15 protein-coding genes are annotated in these 17,413 nt (G+C 72.2%); 7 read left to right on the forward strand and 8 right to left on the reverse strand.

Going from position 1 to position 17,413, the window contains the following annotated elements; all coding sequences use genetic code 11:
• Positions 1–1,333, forward strand: a 1,333-nt coding sequence (locus ABD998_RS17280; RefSeq protein WP_345442131.1) for an HNH endonuclease signature motif containing protein, incomplete at its 5' end; no start/stop codon positions are given.
• A 282-nt stretch (positions 1,334–1,615) separates the two neighbouring features.
• Here the strand turns inward: ABD998_RS17280 and ABD998_RS17285 are convergent.
• The 7 genes from ABD998_RS17285 to ABD998_RS17315 form a co-directional block, all read right to left on the reverse strand.
• The gene (locus tag ABD998_RS17285) at positions 1,616–2,533 is read right to left on the reverse strand and encodes a diacylglycerol/lipid kinase family protein (protein ID WP_345442134.1); all 918 of its coding nucleotides are present in this window, start codon (positions 2,531–2,533) and stop codon (positions 1,616–1,618) included.
• Between the two features lie 25 nt (positions 2,534–2,558).
• Positions 2,559–2,753, reverse strand: a complete 195-nt coding sequence (locus ABD998_RS17290; RefSeq protein WP_345442137.1) for a hypothetical protein — start codon at positions 2,751–2,753, stop codon at positions 2,559–2,561.
• Between the two features lie 70 nt (positions 2,754–2,823).
• Complete coding sequence (locus ABD998_RS17295) at positions 2,824–5,085, reverse strand: esterase-like activity of phytase family protein (protein WP_345442139.1); 2,262 nt, start codon at positions 5,083–5,085, stop codon at positions 2,824–2,826.
• Between the two features lie 129 nt (positions 5,086–5,214).
• Entirely contained in the window at positions 5,215–6,738 is a 1,524-nt protein-coding gene (locus ABD998_RS17300; protein ID WP_345442142.1) for a gluconokinase, read from the reverse strand.
• A 13-nt stretch (positions 6,739–6,751) separates the two neighbouring features.
• Entirely contained in the window at positions 6,752–7,771 is a 1,020-nt protein-coding gene (locus tag ABD998_RS17305) for a zinc-binding dehydrogenase (protein WP_345442145.1), read from the reverse strand.
• Between the two features lie 17 nt (positions 7,772–7,788).
• Entirely contained in the window at positions 7,789–8,556 is a 768-nt protein-coding gene (locus ABD998_RS17310) for an SDR family oxidoreductase (RefSeq protein WP_345442147.1), read from the reverse strand.
• A gap of 11 nt (positions 8,557–8,567) precedes the next feature.
• On the reverse strand, positions 8,568–9,950 hold the full coding sequence (locus ABD998_RS17315) for a GntP family permease (RefSeq protein WP_345442150.1): 1,383 nt from the start codon (positions 9,948–9,950) through the stop codon (positions 8,568–8,570).
• Positions 9,951–10,061: 111 nt separating this feature from the next.
• Between ABD998_RS17315 and ABD998_RS17320 the strand changes: the two genes are divergently transcribed.
• Genes ABD998_RS17320 through ABD998_RS17345 form a run of 6 tightly spaced genes read left to right on the forward strand, consistent with a single transcriptional unit; the run spans position 10,062 to position 15,343 of the window.
• Complete coding sequence (locus ABD998_RS17320) at positions 10,062–10,763, forward strand: FadR/GntR family transcriptional regulator (RefSeq protein ID WP_345442153.1); 702 nt, start codon at positions 10,062–10,064, stop codon at positions 10,761–10,763.
• Positions 10,764–10,802: 39 nt separating this feature from the next.
• Positions 10,803–11,957 carry a PP2C family protein-serine/threonine phosphatase gene (locus ABD998_RS17325; protein WP_345442156.1) on the forward strand — a complete coding sequence of 385 codons (1,155 nt, stop codon included), beginning with the start codon at positions 10,803–10,805 and terminating at the stop codon, positions 11,955–11,957.
• The gene (locus ABD998_RS17330) at positions 11,954–13,912 is read left to right on the forward strand and encodes a glycosyltransferase (RefSeq protein ID WP_345442159.1); all 1,959 of its coding nucleotides are present in this window, start codon (positions 11,954–11,956) and stop codon (positions 13,910–13,912) included. Before ABD998_RS17325 ends, ABD998_RS17330 begins: the two co-directional genes overlap by 4 nt.
• The gene (locus ABD998_RS17335) at positions 13,887–14,219 is read left to right on the forward strand and encodes an STAS domain-containing protein (protein ID WP_345442161.1); all 333 of its coding nucleotides are present in this window, start codon (positions 13,887–13,889) and stop codon (positions 14,217–14,219) included. Before ABD998_RS17330 ends, ABD998_RS17335 begins: the two co-directional genes overlap by 26 nt.
• Positions 14,209–14,619 (forward strand): ATP-binding protein, encoded by a 411-nt coding sequence (locus ABD998_RS17340; RefSeq protein ID WP_345442164.1) that lies wholly within the window; start codon positions 14,209–14,211, stop codon positions 14,617–14,619. The genes ABD998_RS17335 and ABD998_RS17340 overlap by 11 nt, the downstream gene beginning before the upstream one ends.
• A gap of 28 nt (positions 14,620–14,647) precedes the next feature.
• Positions 14,648–15,343 carry an IclR family transcriptional regulator gene (locus ABD998_RS17345; protein ID WP_345442167.1) on the forward strand — a complete coding sequence of 232 codons (696 nt, stop codon included), beginning with the start codon at positions 14,648–14,650 and terminating at the stop codon, positions 15,341–15,343.
• A 2-nt stretch (positions 15,344–15,345) separates the two neighbouring features.
• Here the strand turns inward: ABD998_RS17345 and ABD998_RS17350 are convergent, their stop codons facing one another.
• Positions 15,346–17,223, reverse strand: a complete 1,878-nt coding sequence (locus ABD998_RS17350) for an FAD-dependent monooxygenase (RefSeq protein ID WP_345442170.1) — start codon at positions 17,221–17,223, stop codon at positions 15,346–15,348.
• Positions 17,224–17,413 lie beyond the last annotated feature (190 nt).

Below are 17,413 nucleotides of genomic sequence, written 5' to 3' on the forward strand. Positions count from 1 at the left end.
CCCCGAACGGCACCGGCGCGCCCTGGACCGGAGAGGAACCCGGGTGCGGGCTCTCGACGACGGGCTGGCGGAGTTCATCCTGACCGATGAGGCCGCGAAGATCACCGCCATCCACGACCGCCTCACCACCATCGCGAAACCTATCGCGGCCGAAGAGAAGCGACTCGCGGCCGAAGAGCAGAAGCGACGCGATGCCGCGGGCGCGGGCGCGGGGACGGACGGGGATGCGGCGGGTCGTGTGACGCGCAACGCGTTCGGGATGCGGATCAACGGTGACGGTGTCGCGGTCGACGCGAACGGGGACGCCACCCACCCCGACAGCGCCCACATCCACGGCCCCGGCACCCACAGCCCCGACAGTGCCCACATCCACGGCCCCGCCGGTGGCCCGCGCAACGGTGACCGGCGGACCGTCCGGTCGGCCCTTCCGGGATGCTCGATGATGCGGGAGCACGTCGAGGTGTTCCATGACGGCACCTGGTACCCGTACGACCCCGCCCTGCCCCTCCGCCCCACCGAGGAGCAGGTCACCGCGGCGGTGGAGCGGGGGCGGGATGCCCGCACGCGGGACCACATCCGCGCGGACCTCGCCACCGACCTCCTCCTCACCGGGGCACCCACGACCCACACGATCGACGGGTCGACGGAGAAGGCCGCCGCGATCCGCGGCACCGTGGCGGTCACGATCGCCGCGACCACCCTCGCCGGCCTCGACGACCACCCCGCCCTCCTCGCCGGATACGGACCCCTCCCCCCGGATGTCGCCCGCCGTTTCGCGCAAGACGCCCCCGGATGGGAACGCCTGTTCCAGGATCCCGACACCGGTGCTCTCCACACGGTCGACCACTACACCCCGACCGCGGCGATCCGGCGGCTGATCGAGCTGCGCGACGGGACCTGCCGTGTCCCCGGCTGCCCGCAGCCTGCGTCACGGTGCGAGAAAGACCACACCCGGGAGTGGGAACGAGGTGGCCCCACCTGCGCCGGCAACCTCTCCGCCCTCTGCACGGCACACCACCAACTCCGACACCACACCCCCTGGCGCATCCGACAACCCCAACCCGGCGTCATCGTCTGGACCAGCCCCCTCGGACACGACTACCCCACGCAACCGCCCCCGCAAACCGCGCACACGGCAATGCATGCACCGAACCCACCCAGCCCCTGCATACCCGAGTGGGAATACGCTCCCGTCACCCAGGCCGACCTCGACGACCAGTGGAGATGGGAGTACGAGAACGGCCTCACCGACCAGGCCCCACCCGGATGGCACCCCGACCCAGGGAACGACCGCGACGCCGCGGACTCTGACGAGCCCGCCTCCGCGCGCTGAGCGTGCGGAGCGAGCCTGCGCTCGGACGCGCGCGGGACGAATCCTCAGACCAGCGCTCGGAACCGAGCCGTCGGCATGCCGTTGCCGGTTCGCGTCCTGCACGACCTGGACAGCGTCAGCCCCGCAGTCGGCCTTGCAACGCAACGTCGCCGCCAAGGGGCAACCGGCGTGACATCCGGCGCCGCGTGGCGCGCGGTCCCATGCCACATGTACCGCGAAGGCCCGCACCGCGCTGCACTGGGCCGCACCGCGCCCCGCACACCGCGCCCCGCGCCCCGCGTCTCAGCGTACGCGCACCGCGCCCGGCTGCACCTCGATCGCGAAACGCGTCACCTCGCCGAGGTCTTCGCCGTCGATCTCCAGCACGCGTGGCTCGGGCAGCTCGACCGTGATCGACCGGGCACGGGCATGCGTCGTGGTGTCCGCGCTCACGGCCGTCTCCGACGCCCCGACGAGCCGGCGGATGCCGTTGTCCCACACGAAGGACCGGAACGTGTCGAGCCAGCCCGCCACGCCCTCCGCGCTGAGCAGCAGCAGATCGAGCTCGCCGTCCGACGGATCGGCATCTGGCATGAGCGTGATGCCACCCTGCAGCATCCCGCAGTTGCCGACGAGCAGCGTGTGCCCCGCGACCTCCTCGACCGCGCTCCCATCAACCGACACCTGCAGAGCCAGCGTCTCGCTCGCCGTCACCGCACGACCCAGCGACTCGACATACGCGAGCCAGCCGACCCGGCTCTTCAGCGTCTCATCGGTCTCGACGATCATGTGCGCATCGATCCCGAACCCCGCCATCACCGCGAACGCCTGGCGCTCGATCCCGGTGCCCTCGATCCATCCGAGGTCGATCTCCCGCGACTCCGCCGCGAGGATCCGCGCGAACGCCGCCTTCGGCCCCGTCAGAGGCACCCCGAGATTGCGCGCGAGCAGGTTGCCCGTCCCGAGCGGCACGATGCCGAGCTCCGCTGACGTCCCCGCCAGCCGCTCCGCGACGGCACGCACCGTGCCGTCGCCACCCGCCGCCACGACGACCTGAGCTCCCGCGGCGAGCGCCTCCGACGCGGGCCTCTGACCGGCATCCTCCGGCGTCGTCTCGTACCAGGATGCATCCGCCCCGCCCGCCGCCTCGAGCCCCTTCTCGAGGACGTCCCTCGACGTCTTCGACGGATTCCACACGATCGCGATGCTCTCGTCGGCCATCTCTCCCCCGTCCGTCTCCGGCTCGTCAGCAGCTCGGGATCTCGAGCTTCGCCTTCTTCGCCTGCTTGCGATTGCGGTCCTTCGCGAAGATCTCCTTCGCCGTCGCCGGGTCGAGCTTCCCCTCCGCCAACAGGCGGATGGGACACCGCTTGCACCGCGGCTTGTCGGCGCAGCACTTCTTCTTCGGCTTGAGCGCCTTGCTCTTCTTCCCGGACGACACCCCGTCATCGTAAGCGCTCCCGGCTCCCCCGCGATGCGAGGGAGCCGGGAGCGCGGACCGCGTCGCGACGTCAGCCGATCAGCGCCGCCACGGCGATGTCGGGATGGTCGCTGAACACCGCGTCGACACCCGTCGCCGCGAACGCGCGCACCTCGCCCGCGAGATCGCCCGCCGCTACGGGATCGGCGCTCGACCGGAAGTCCGCCGGCAGGAACTGGTTCTCGAGGCGGAGGGTCCACGCATGCACCTCGAGTCCCTGCCCGTGCGCGTCGCGCACCAGCGAGGTCGGCCTCCCGAGCGAGCCGTCGGCCGTCCGCGGGATGATCCGCGACTTCTCGGCCCCGACCACATCCGCATACTCCGCGATCTCGCGCAGCCCGTCGAGCGTCACGAGGTCCTCGTACGTGCGCGGGTCGCCCGCCGCGACGAGATCGTACGGAGCCCCCGAAGAGTTCACGAGCTGGGCGAGGGGCACGTCGACGAGCGCGTCCAGCTCCCGCAGGTTGCCCGTCTCGAAGCTCTGGATGACGACGGGCGCGTCGGCGCCGTCGAGCCCGTCGGCCTGCAGGGCGGCCGCGAGCGGCTCCTCGAGCGAGAGCCCGATGCCGTCGAAGTACGTCGGGTGCTTCGTCTCCGGCGCGACGCCCACGGGCTCCCCGTCGCACGTCGTCGAATGGCGCGCGAGGTCGATCACCTCGTCGAGCGTCGGGATCGGGTACAGGCCGTCGAACACGGAGTTCGCCGGCCGCACGAGCGGAAGCCGCTCGGTGGCCCGCAGCGTGCGCAGCTCCGCGAGCGTGAAGTCCTCCGTGAACCACCCCGTGACGCTCACGCCGTCGATGACCTTCGTCGTCCGCCGGTCGGCGAACCCGGGCCGGTTCGCGACATCCGTCGTGCCGCCGATCTCGTTCTCGTGCCGCGCCACGAGCACGCCGTCCTTCGTCGCGACGACGTCCGGCTCGATGACGTCTGCGCACTGCAGGATCGCCTGCTCGTACGCGGCGAGCGTGTGCTCCGGCCGGTAGCCGCTCGCCCCGCGGTGCGCGATCACGTCGACATCGGCCGCCTGGACGCGCGACTTCTCGAACGACACGATCGCGAACTCGGTGTCGTCGGGCGTACCGGGGGTGCGCGCGTCGTTGCCGGGGTAGTTGTTGTCGTTGGCGATCAGCAGGTCGCCGCCCTGGAGCTGGACGACCGTCTCGAACGACTGCACGGGGAACGAGAACCGCTCCCCCGTGCCGTAGCCGCTGCCCTCGCTGATGCCGTCGGGATCGGCGATGTCGAGCGCGTCGAGCACTCGCGTCTTCTCGACGTAGCCGCCGTCGTCGGCGTCGAGGTCGACCCGGTAGATGCGCTTCGTCACCGCCTGGTCGCCCTCGAAGTTGTCGCGCTCGACGAGCAGCAGGTCTCCGCCGTCCACGGCGAACGCGTCGCCGATGACGTTGCCCGCCTGGTCCGCCTGATAGCTCCACGTCCGCCCCGTATACGCCCCGCGGCGGATGTCGAACTCGTGGATCTCGCGCCGGCGCTCGTCGGTCTCATCCGCGTACGCCCCCTCGATCACGGGGTAGAGGTACCGCCCGTTCGTCGAGATCGCGAGCGCCTCGAAGCCGCTGCTCGCCTTCACGCGCGGCGACGACCCCTCGTCGAGGTAGGGGTTCTGCGGCGACTGCGCTCCCTCGAGCACGAAGGGCGCCTCGAGCAGCGTGCCCTCCGCGTCGAAGTGGAGCAGGAACGGCCCGAATTCCTCCCCCACCCAGAACGTCCCGTCCTTCGCCCGCACCACCGACTCGATGTCGAAGTCGGCGCCCGTCAGCAGGCGCTCCTCGGTGCCCTCGTTCACGATCGGGAAGTCGAGCACGTCGTTCCGATCGTTGTAGGAGATGAACCCCTCCACCGCGATCTCGCCCGAGCCGCCGTCGGCCGTCTTCCAGTCCGGCCGCACGAGGTAGTTCCGCAGCAGGAAGTCGGCCGAGTTCGCCTTCGTGCCGAAGCCGTTGTCCGGCTGCGCCCAGAAGGTTCCGTCGCCGTTGTCGAGGACGGCCGAGAAGCCCGGGACGACCTGTCCATCCCAGGGTCCGGTGCGGCCGTTGGCCGGCGTGGCGAGCGCACCCGAAGCCGGGCCCTCGGCGAGGAAGTCAGCCGACAGCGTCGCGCGGGCCACGAGCGTCGGCTCGCTCGCGCGCACCGATCCGTGCGCAGAGCCGTGCCCAGAACCGTGCGAAGGCGCGGCGGTCGCCGCGTGGGCGGGGAGGAGGGAGACCGCGACCGCAGCGGCAGCCGCGAGAGCAGCGGCGCGCACCGCGCGCCGAGAGGGGGTGGGAGTCATGCCGCCCACGCAACCGCCGCGACGGGGCGACGCGGTGTCACCAGGGAGAGCGGCGGACGACGCGGCGGTGAACGCCGGGAAGCACCCGGGGACGCTCCCCGGGCGCCGCCGGAAGTGCCCCGGAGACCGTCAGAACGAGATCGGCAGCGACGGAGCGAGGCGCCGCAGACGCGTGTGGGTGGGCAGCAGCGCGTCGTACAGCTCGTCGAAGATGGGCAGCAGCGACGCGTACACGGCCGCATCCCCGGGATGGGGCCGAACCACGGTGTCGACGGGCAGCTGCTGCGCCGCGACGTCGATCGACTCGATCAGCCCGAGTGCGGCCATCCCGAGGATCGCCGCTCCGTAGCTCGATCCCTCCTGCCCTTCGAGGAGGCCGATCGGCGCGCCGAATGCGTCGGCCAGCGTCTGCTGCCACAGCGGGTGCTTCATGACGCCGCCCGTCGCGCGGATCTCCGATACCTCGAGGTCGGCCGCCCGCATCGACTGCAGCACGAGCGCGAGCTGCATCGCGACGCCCTCCACGGCCGCGCGCACGAGGTGCTCGGTGCGGTGCGCACGGGTGAGCCCGATGTACGAGCCGCGCGAGATGCTGCTCCAGTGCGGCGCCCGCTCGCTGAGCAGGTACGGCAGCATGAGCAGCCCGCCCGACCCCGCCGGAACCGTCGATGCCGCATCGAGCAGCTCGACGGTCGAGACGTCGTGCCCGCCCGCGATCTCCGACCGCACCCAGTCGAGCGTCACGCCGCCGTTGTTGATGGCGCCGCCGATCACCCAGCGGTCCTCCGTGATGGCGTAGCAGAACACGCCGCCGCGGGGATCGACCGCCGGCCGGTCGACCGCCACCCGCAGGGCGCCGCTCGTCCCGATCGAGCACGCCGCGACACCGGGCTGCACGGCGCCGACCCCGACGTTCGCGAGCGGGCCGTCGCCCGCGCCGACCACGACGGGGGTCGCGAGCGGCAGCCCCGTCGCGGACGCCGCCTCCTCGGTCAGCGCGTCGAGCACCGTCGTCGTCGGCACGAGCTCGGGCAGCTGCTCCGCCCGGATGCCCGCGAGGGAGAGGGCCTCGTCGTCCCATCTCAGCCGGTGGATGTCCATGAGCCCCGAGCACGACGCCAGGGAATGGTCCATGACGAGCGCCCCGCACATCCGCAGCAGCACCCAGTCCTTCACGCCCGCCCAGATCGCGGCCTGCTGGCGGATGCGCGGCTCCTGCTCGCGGAACCACATCAGCTTCACGAGCGGCGACATCGGATGGATGGGCGTGCCCGTGCGCCGGTGCAGCGCCAGGCCGCTCGCGGACGCGCGAAGACGCTCCGCCTGCACCGCCGCGCGCGTGTCGGCCCACGTCACGACCGGCGTGAGCGGATCGAGCTGCGCGTCGAGCGCCATCAGCGAGTGCATCGCGGAGGAGAAGGACAGCCCGGCCACCCGGTCGGCCCCCACCTCCGCGACGACCTCGCGCACCGTCTGGTAGACGGCGCCGAGGATGAGATCCGGGTCCTGCACGGCGTGCCCCGGATGGGGCTCCTCGAGCGGGTACCCCTGCGACGCCGACGCGAGCATCGCCCCGTCGACGCCGAACGCGACGGCCTTCGTCGCCGTCGTGCCCATGTCGACGCCGATCACGACGTCCTTCGCTGCGCTCATCCCCGCCGCCTCGTCAGTCGTCGGCGCCCGGGAGCGCCACGACCACCTTGCCCGACCGCCGCGAGTCGCGCGCGACGGCGAACGCCTCCGCGACGTCGTCGAGTCCGATGACGTGCGTGACGACCTGCTCGATCTCCGGGCGGTCGGCGAGGAGCGCGACCGCCTCGTCGATCTCGTCCTTGAAGCGGAACGTGCCGACGAGCGCGACCTCCTTCGAGATGAAGGGCGCGAGGTTCACGGGCCGCGCCTCGTTCGGCACCATCCCGACCTGCACGACGGTCCCCCTCCGCCGCACGGCGACACCGGCCGCCGAGATCGCGACGGGAGCGCCCGAGCACTCGAACACGACGTCGAACGCGTTCGCCGGAAGCTCGTCCTCGCCGATCCGCACGACGGCGTCGGCGCCGAGCGCCTGGGCCCGTGCGAGCGGCTCGGCGAGCACGTCGCTGACGGTGATGTGCGCGGCTCCGCGCGCGCGAGCCGCGGCGACCCCGAGGAGGCCGATGGGCCCCGCGCCCGACACGAGCACACGCGCCCCCGCGAGGTCGCCCGCACGGGTCGCCGCGTGCAGCGCGACTCCCAGCGGCTCGGCCAGCACGGCGCGGCGCACGGGCAGCGCGCCGGGCAGCACGCGCACCATGTCGGCGCGCACGAGCAGCAGCTCGCTCAGGCCGCCCTGCGTGTGCGGCCACGTCGACGCGCTGCCGAGGTACGACCCGCCCGGCCAGAGGTGGGGCTCCTCCTCGATGCCGTGCTCGGGCGACCCGAACCGCGCCGGATGCACGGTGACGGGCGTGCCCGCGGCGAGCACACCCGAGGGGTCGTGCGCGACACGGCCGGAGAGCTCGTGGCCCGGCACGAGGGGCTCGCGGACGACGTACTCGCCGTTCGCGCCCTCGAAGTAGTAGTGCAGGTCGGAACCGCAGATGCCGACGTAGTCGACGCGGACAAGCACCTCTCCCTCGGCCGCCTCGGGCGCGGGGGCCTCCCGCACCTCGATGAGCTCCTTGCCGTCGATGAACGCTGCACGCATGTCCTGTCCTCTCTCGCTCACACGACCGCGGTCATGCCGCCGTCGACGAAGATGTTCTGCCCCGAGACGAAGCTCGACGCATCCGACGCGAGGTAGAGCAGCGTGCCCTGCAGCTCGCGGAAGTCGCCCCATCGGCGGGCGGGCGTGCGGTTCACGAGCCAGTCGTTGAACTGCTCGTCCTCGACGAGCGCCCTGTTCATCTCGGTCGCGAAGTACCCGGGCGAGATGGCGTTCACCTGCACGTTGAAGCGCGCGAGGTCGGCGGCCATCCCCTTCGTCAGCATCGCCACGCCGCCCTTCGACGCCGAGTACGGCGCGATCGTCTGGCGCGCGAGCTGCGACTGCACCGACCCGATGTTGACGACCTTGCCCGACCCCCGCTCGGCCATCCCCGGCGTCACGAAGCGCGACACGTAGAAGACGCTCGACAGGTTCGCCGTGACGACGGCGTCCCAGTCGGCGACGGCGAACTCGGTGAAGGGGGCACGGCGCTGCACGCCCGCGTTGTTGACGAGGATGTCGGGCACGCCGTGCGCCGACATGAGCTCGCCCACGCCGCGCTCGACGGCGGCGGCGTCGGTGACGTCGAAGGCGGCGGTGGCGGGGGCCGTGCCGGTCTGCTCCGCGATCGCATCGCGCGAGGCGGCGAGCGCGGTCTCGTCGCGCCCGTGGAGCACGACGCGCGCTCCCGCCTCGGCGAGCGCGAGGGCGAGGGATGCCCCGAGCCCGCGCGACGAGCCCGTCACGAGGGCGAGGCGGCCGGTGATGTCGAAGATGCCTGTCATGGACGCCCCGTTCAGAAGATGGTGTAGACGACGAGGACGAGCGCGAATCCGACGACCGACTCGATCGCCTGCTGCACGGTCCAGGTCTTCAGCGTGGTCTTGACGTCCATGCCCATGAGACGGCCGACGAGCCAGAATCCGGAGTCGTTGACGTGGCTCGCGAACACCGATCCCGCCGCCGCGGCGAGGGTGATGGCGGCCGTGTCGACGACCCCGAAGCCGCCGTCGAGCACGGCGGGAGCGAGGAGGCCCGCCGTCGTGACGAGCGCGACGGTCGCCGAACCCTGCGCGACGCGCAACGCCACGGCGATGAGGTACGCCGCGAAGATGATCGGCAGGCCGAGGTCGCCGAGCGTCGTCGCGAGCGCGTCGCCGATGCCGGAGGCGCGCAGCACGCCGCCGAACATCCCGCCGGCACCCGTGATGAGGATGACGGAGGAGACCGTGCCGAGCGTGCCGTCGACGAGCTTCTCGAGGGCAGAGCCCGTCTCGCCGCGGAACTTGCCGAGCACGAGCATGGCGATGAGCGAGGTGATGAGCAGCGCGACGGGCGACGTGCCGATGAGGATGAGCGCCTGCGCCCAGGTCTCGGTCGTGTCGACGGCGCCGACCGAGCCGAGCGCCGTGAGCCCCGTGTTGAGGAAGATGAGCGCGAGCGGCAGGAGCAGGATGAGGATGACCGTGGACGCCTTGGGCGGGTTCGCGGGCTGATCCTCGTCGGCGGTGCCGAACAGCGCGGGGACGATCATCGGGTAGCGCTTGTTGACGAAGGTCCCCCACAGGTAGCCAGAGACGTACCAGGTCGGGAACGCGATCACGAGGCCGATGAGCATGACGACGCCGAGGTTGGCGCCGAAGAACTCCGTCGCCGAGACGGGGCCGGGGTGCGGCGGCAGGAAGACGTGCATGACGGAGAACGCCGCGGCGCCGCTGAAGCCGTAGAGCAGGAGGTTCTTCCCGCCGATGCGGCGCGCCACGGCGAAGATGATCGGCAGCATGACGACGAGCCCGGCGTCGAAGAAGATCGGGAACCCGAGGAGGAGCGACGTGAGGCCGAGCGCGAAGGCGGCCCGCTTCTCGCCGAAGATCCGCACCATCATGTCGGCGACGACCTTTGCTCCGCCCGACGACTCGATGAGGCGGCCGAGCACGGCTCCGAGCCCGATGAGCAGCGCCACCGAGCCGAGTGTGCTGCCGAAGCTCGACACGAGCACCTCGTTGACGAGCGCCCCCATCGGCAGCCCCGTCGCGATCGCCGTGAGCAGCGAGACCACGACGAGCACGAAGAACGCGTGCAGCTTGACCTTGATGACGAGGAAGAGGATGAGCGCGACCGCGGCCGCGGCGATGAGCAGAAGGGGCGCTGTGCCCAGCGTCTGCGTCCAATCGTCCATGGGATTCTCCGTTGAACTCGACGACCACGCGATGCTGCGCGGCCGGATGGATCCAAAAGTACTACTTAACGAGGAGATAAGATACTACGAATCATCTCGCGAAGGAGCACCATGGCGATCGGCATGCACGGCGATGTGCTCGACGACCTGGGCCGGCGCATCGCCTCCGGCGATCCGCGGCCCGGCTCCGTCTTCACCCTGGCGCAGCTCGAGGCCGACTACAACGCCTCCCGCACGGTCGTCCGCGAAGCCGTGCGCGTGCTCGAGAGCATCCGGATGGTCTCCTCGCGGCGGAAGGTCGGCATCACGGTGCTCCCCCGCGAGCGGTGGGACGCGTTCGATCCGCAGCTCATCCAGTGGAACCTGCACGGCCCGTTCCGCCAGCAGCAGCTGGAGGCGCTCATGGAGCTGCGCGTCTCGGTCGAGCCGATGGCGGCGCGGCTCGCCGCCGTCCGCGCCTCCCCTGCCCAGCGCGCCGAGATCATGCGGCTCGCCGAGCGGCTCAATGCGCTCGGCGCGCGCGGTCTCGGAGACTCCGACGAGTACCTCGCCGCCGACCTCGCCTTCCACGGCACGCTCCTCGCCGCGTCCGGCAACCCCCTCCTCACGGCGCTCGAGACGCCCGTCCACGAGGTCCTGAGCGGACGCGCGCATCTGGGGCTCACTCCCGGGGTGCCAGCGGAGGGGACGCTCGAGGATCACATGCGGACCGCGCGCGCCATCGCGGACGGCGACGCGGACGCGGCGGAGCGCCACTCGCGCTCGCACATGCGCACGGTCTGGAGCGAGATCGCCGACGGCGCCTCCTGGTGATCCGCCCCGACCGATATCCCAGCTCGTAGGATGGCGGGGATGATCGACGAGCAGCGACGGCAGCGGGCCCTCGACGCCCTGCAGATCCTCGACACGCCCTCCGACGAACGCGTCGACCGGGTCACGCGCCTCGCGCAGGAGATCTTCGACGTCCCCATGGTGAGCGTGTCGCTGCTCGACCGCGACCGGCAGTGGCGGAAGTCCGAGATCGGGCTGGGCGGCCGCGAGGCGCCCCGTGAGGACTCGTTCTGCGACTTCACCGTGCGTCAGGACGCGACCGTCGTCATCGAGGACGCGTCGGCGACGGCGGGCTTCGCCGACAACCCCTTCGTCGTCGGCGATCCCCACCTGCGGTTCTATGCGGGCCATCCGCTCCATGCGCCGGGCGGGGAGCCCGTCGGCACGCTCTGCATCCTCGACACGACGCCGCGCGCCTTCGGCGACGACGAGCGCATCGCCCTTCAGCAGCTCGCCGTGTGGGTGCAGACCGAGCTGGCGCGCGATCAGGACCTCGACCACGCCCTCCTCGTACAGCGCACGCTGGCGCCGCGATCGCTCCCCCGTGTGCCGGGATGGACGATCGCCGCGGGAGCGGCCGCGCGCGACCGCCTGTCGGGCGACTTCCACGACGTCTCGCTCCGCGAGGGCGTCGTGCGCGTCACGCTCGCCGACGTCATGGGCAAGGGCACGGGGCCCGCCATCATCGCCTCCGGAGTGCGGGCCTCGCTGCGCACCGCGCCGGAGCGGGCGCTCGCCGCCGCCGTCGCTGAGGCCGACCGCCTGCTGCAGGCAGACCTCGGCGACACGACGATGTTCGTCACCGCCGTGCATGCCGATGTCGACACCCGCACGGGCCGCCTGGAGCTCGTCGACGCCGGGCACTCGCTCGCGTTCATCCTGCGCGCCGACGGGAGCTGGGAGCATCTGCGCTCGCTGGGGCTGCCGCTCGGGATGGGGATGGCCGGCGACGACGAGCGCACGGCGACTTCGGCCGTCCTCGCACCCGGCGACGCGCTCGTGTGCTGCAGCGACGGGCTCCTCGACGTGCTCGACCTCGACGACCCGTTCGGCCAGGTGGCGCAGGTGCTGCGCGACCGGGGACCCGACGGCGCCGTCGCCGAGGCGCTCCGCCTCGCGCGCGGCGAGGCCGCGACCGACGACATCACGGTCGTCGTCGTCCGGAGGGACGCATGACCGCCCGCTTCGCCGCCATCCGCGTGCTCGCGCTGCTCTCCGTCCTGCTCGGCGTCAACTACGTCGCGTGGCGGTGGCTCGCCTCCGTCAACTGGGAGGCGTGGTGGATCGCGGTCCCCCTCGTGCTCGCGGAGACGTACAGCGTCGTCGACACGATCCTGTTCTGCCTCACGATGTGGCGCGCGAGGGAGCGCCCCGCCCCCGTGTCCGAGCCGCAGGGCACGGTCGACGTGCTCATCACGACGTACAACGAGCCCCTCGAGCTCGTCCTGACCACGGCCCGTGCCGCGAAGCGCATCGCCTACCCGCACGAGACGTGGATCCTCGACGACGGCAACCGCGACGAGCTGCGCGCGGCGGCGGAGCGGGAGGGCGTGGGATACCTCAACCGCTCGGACGACTGGACGGGCAAGCCCCGCCATGCGAAGGCCGGCAACCTCAACAACGCGCTCTTCCAGACGGAGGGCGAGTTCCTCCTCATCCTCGACGCCGACCAGGTCCCCGATCCGCTCATCCTCCACCGCACGCTCGGCTACTTCGCCGACGACGAGCGGGTCGCCCTCGTGCAGACGCCGCAGTGGTTCTCCAACGTCGACGAGGCCGATCCGCTGGGCAGCCAGGCGCCGCTCTTCTACGGCCCCATCCAGCAGGGCAAGGACGGCTGGAACGCCGCCTTCTTCTGCGGGTCGAACGCCGTGCTGCGGCGCGACGCCCTCATGCAGCTCGGCATCATCGGCTACGTCCGGAGCGTCGCGGACGGGGCGCAGCGCGCGCTGCGCGCCTCCGAGAGCCTCCTCGCCCGGGAGACGCGGCGTGCCGACGGCCCGCTCCGCGACGAGCTCGCCGCACTGCGGCGGACGGTCGCCGAGGCCCGTGCGGAGATCGCCGCGGGCGGGCCCGTCGCCGACGTGACCTACCGCGTGAAGACGGCGGTCGACGACGCGGGCGTACGGCTCGTGACGGGCGATCTGGCGGCCATCCGCGCCGACCTCGCCGAGCTCGGCGAGCTGCCGGTGTCGCGCGACGCCGAGCTCGACGGCGTCGTCGTCGACGATGCCGCGCTCGACGCTCTCGCGGCGCGCGACCTCTCGCCGCTCGGCGCCGTCGAGGCGGTCTCCGCCCTGCTCGCCGCACTCCGCGTCGACCGGCCGGACGAGGCGCAGCCCGTGCAGCCGCTCGCGACCATCTCCGTCACGGAGGACATGGCCACCGCCATGCAGCTGCACGCGCTCGGATGGCGCAGCGTCTACCACCACGAGATCCTCGCGCGCGGGCTCGCCCCCGAGGACCTGCGCACGATGCTCACGCAGCGCCTGCGCTGGGCGCAGGGCACGCTCCAGGTCATGCTGCGCGACAATCCGCTCGTCAAGCGCGGGCTCTCCGCCGGGCAGCGGCTCATGTACTTCGCGACGATGTGGAGCTATCTCTCCGGCTTCACGGCCGTCGTGTACATCGCGGCGCCGGTCGTCTACCTCGTCTTCGGGGTGCTGCCCGTCACGGCGTGGTCGGTCGACTTCTTCGCGCGCTTCCTCCTCGCCTTCCTCGTCAACCAGGCGCTCTTCCTCGTCGTCGCGAAGGGCATGCGCACGTGGCGCGGGCAGCAGTACTCGCTCGCGCTCTTCCCCGTGTGGATCCGCGCGTGCTGGACGGCCTTCGCGAACGTGGTGCTGAAGCGCCCGCTCGGCTTCGCCGTCACCCGCAAGGACGGGCGCGACCCCGACGGGGTGCCGTGGCGCGCCATCTGGCCCCAGCTGACGGCCATCGCTGCGCTCGTCGTCGCCCTCGCGATCGGCGCGATCCGCGTCGCGGTCGGGACGGGAGACGGCACCGGAACCCTCGTCAACACGGCGTGGGTCGTCTACGACCTCGTCGTGCTGAGCGTCATCGTCCAGGCCGCGCTCTACCGCGGCCCGCAGCAGAAGGAGAAGGATGAACCTGTCCACCACGACGCATGAGAGCCACGCCGTCATCTCCGTGACCGGTCGTCTGACGGCGGCGGGCGCGCCCGCGCTCCGGGCCGCCGTCCAGGAGCTCGTCGATGCTGGCAGCGCGCGCATCGTGCTCGACCTCGCCGCGACGGCGTTCGTCGACTCCTCGGGCCTGGGCGCCATCATCGGCGGCCTCAAGACGGCGCGGAACGCGGGCGGCGACCTGCGCATCGCCGCCGTCCCCGAGCCGGTCGCCGCCGTGCTCCGCCTCACGAACCTCGACCGCGTGCTGCGCGCCCACCCGACGCCGGAGACGGCGTTCGATGGGGACTGACGCGGTCACCGCGCACGTCGCCGGCCCCGCCGACGACGCCCTCGTCGACGCCCTGCTCGACGCGGCCGAGCGCCTCTGGGAGCGCGCCCCGCACGTCACGGCGGAGGACCGCATGATGATGTCGCTCGCGCTGTCGGAGATCGCCACCAACATCGCGCGACACTCCCCCCGTCCGGTCGAGGTCGAAGCCGACCTCTCCGTCGACGGCGGGGAGGTGCGCGCCGTGCTCGACGACACCGCTCCGCCTGCGGCCATCGACTGGGACGCCGTGGGCATGCCGGACGACGACGCAGAGTCGGGCCGCGGGCTCGCCCTGGCGCTCCGGGCGCTCGACGCCCTCGAGCACGAGCCGCACGCCGTCGGGAACCGCTGGACGCTCGTCCGCGCGCTGCGGGGATGACCGCGCTGGGCGCCCTACGATCGAACGCGTGACGGAGAAGAGCGCGACCGGGTCGCAGACGCTCAGCCGCGGCATCCGCCTGCTCGAGGTGATCGCCGCCGCGGAGCGCCCGCCCACGATCGACGAGCTCGCCGCGGCACTCGGCGTGCACCGCTCCGTCGCCTACCGGCTCCTGCGCACGCTCGAGGACCACGGGCTCGTCGCCCGCGGCGACGACGGCCGCCCCGCCCTCGCGGCGGGGCTCGCGGCGCTCGCCGCCGGCGTCTCGCGCGATCTGCAGCAGGCGGCGCTCCCCGCGCTCGCCGAGGTCGCCGACGAGCTCGGCATGACGTGCCTGCTCGCCGTCCAGCTCGACCGCGACGAGGCGGTGACCCTCGTGAGCGCGTCACCGCGCCGCAGCGTCGCGGTCGTGTCGTACCGGCCGGGGCACCGCCATCCCCTCACCCGTGGAGGGCCTGGCAAGGCGATCCTCCTAGCGACGGGCGAGGATGCGTGGCCCGATGCGCTCCGCGAGGAGCTCGCCGCATCCCGCGAGCGCGGCTACGCCGAGAGCCAGGACGAGGTCGTGCCGTCGCTGCGCTCCGTCGCCGTCCCCCTGCGCCTCCCCCGTCAGCCCCCCGCCGCGATCGCGGTCGTCCACGTCGCGATGCCCGACGACCGCGCGGCCGTGGCCGCGCACCTGGAACGGGCGGCAGGCGCGATCGCGCGCGCGTACGGCGGCTGACCTCAGCCCGCCGTCGCCGTCCGCCGCGGCGGGAGCGTGAAGCGCTCCACGAAGCGGCCGAGCTCGTCTCGCGCCTCCAGCGGCAGCACGGCCGCGACGTACTGGTCGGGCCGCACGACGACGACCGCGCCGCCCGCGCCGATCCCGCGCGCCGCGAACACGTCGTCGGCCGGGTCGGAGGCGTACACCTTCTCGTAGTCGACCACCTGGAACGGCCCCGTCCGCGGGAGGAACACGGCCGGCACGCGACCGAGGTCGACCTGCAGGTGCGGGCGAGGGTAGACGACCTTGAGGTCGAAGCGCGCGTCGAGGTCGTCGCCTTCCGGCACCGCCGTGAGCGGCGAGTCGGCGAGCCAGGCGGCGAGCGCCTCCGCGGCATCGCCCTCGGCGTCGGCGAAGACGTAGACCCGCCAGCGGCCGTCGGCCCTGGCATGGTGACCGAGGTGCACGGGGTTGCCGTCGCAGACCCGCACGACGGGATGCGAGCGGAACCGCTTGCCGATCGGGAAGCCCGCGGCGAGCGACTGGTGCGCGTCTCCGTCCACGATGATCGACGGCGCGTACTCCGTCATGAAGCCGGCGGGGAACTCCGCGGTCCGCACGTAGAAGCGCTCGAGCTCCGCGGGGTCGTCCATCTCGTCGGGCTTCGCCGCCATGAGCGACGACCACTGCCGGTCGAAGTCGATGAGGTCCTGCGCGACGACCTGGCGCTCGGCCGAGTACGTCGCGAGCAGCTCCTCGGGGGCGCGCCCCTCCAGCACGTGCCCGAGCTTCCAGCCGAGGTTGAAGCCGTCCTGGATCGAGACGTTCATCCCCTGCCCGGCCTTCGCGCTGTGGGTGTGGCATGCGTCGCCCATGATGAACACGCGCGGCGTGCGGGTGCCGGGCACCTCGACGTCGTCGAAGCGATCCGTGACGCGGTGCCCGACCTCGTAGACGCTGCGCCAGGCGACGTGCTTCACGGTGAGCGTGTAGGGGTGCAGGATCTGGTTCGCGCGCGCCTCGACCTCCTCCTGCGTGGTCATCCGCACGCCGCCCGCGTCGTCGTGCCCGACCTCGCCGAGGTCCACGTACATCCGGAAGAGGTGGTTGCCCTCGCGCGGGATGTGCAGGATGCTGCCGCCGTCATGCGACTGGATGGCGCACTTGCGCCGGATGTCGGGGAAGTCGGTGTCGGCGAGCACGTCCATGACGCCCCAGGCGTGGAACGCCTGGGAGCCCTGATGGCGCGCGCCGATCGCCTCGCGCACGCGACTGCGCGCGCCGTCGCCTCCCACGACGTACTTCGCGCGGACGATGCGCTCGGCGCCCTCGTCCGGACCGGTGCTGCGGCGCAGCGTGACGGAGACGGGATGGTCGCCGTCGCCGATCTCGAGCCCGGCGAACTCCCATCCGTAGTCGGGCCGGCTGCGCGTCGGCGAGCCGGCCATGACCTCGAGGAAGTAGTCCTGCACCCGCGCCTGGTTGACGATGAGGTGGGGGAACTCGCTCACGTGGGAGGGGTCGTCCGGCGCGACGGCGGTCCGCACGATGCGGGTGGGATCGTCGGCGTCCGGCTTCCAGAACGCCATCTCGGTGATCCGGTACGCCTCCTCGATGATGCGGTTCGCGAAGCCGAAGGCCTGGAACGTCTCGACGCTGCGCGCCTGGATGCCGTCGGCCTGCCCCACCTCCAGACGGCCCGCGCGCTTCTCGACGACGCGCGTGACGACACCCGGGAACTGCGCCAGCTGCGCCGCGAGCGTGATGCCCGCGGGGCCGGTGCCGACGACGAGCACGTCGACGACGTCGGGGAGCTCGTCCGGCCGGTCGACGCCTGTGCCGGCTGTGGGCTGGACCCGCGGGTCGCCGGAGACGTAGCCATGGTGGTGGAACTGCACGGAGCTCTCCTCACATCGGTGTGGGTGGGGCGGGACGACGACGTCGTAATCGATATGCGAACACGGCGTTCCCTTATCGAATGACACGATGGTAGCGCCCTCTCGCGCGACGGGCAAGGGAACGTATACGATCGAGTCGTCCGGGCTCAGGGCCCGGTGCTCGAAAAAGGGGCACGAAGCGGCGCGACGA

Origin of the sequence: Microbacterium gilvum, assembly GCF_039543865.1 — a bacterium.
In the GTDB taxonomy this organism is placed as follows: Bacteria; Actinomycetota; Actinomycetes; order Actinomycetales; family Microbacteriaceae; genus Microbacterium; species Microbacterium gilvum.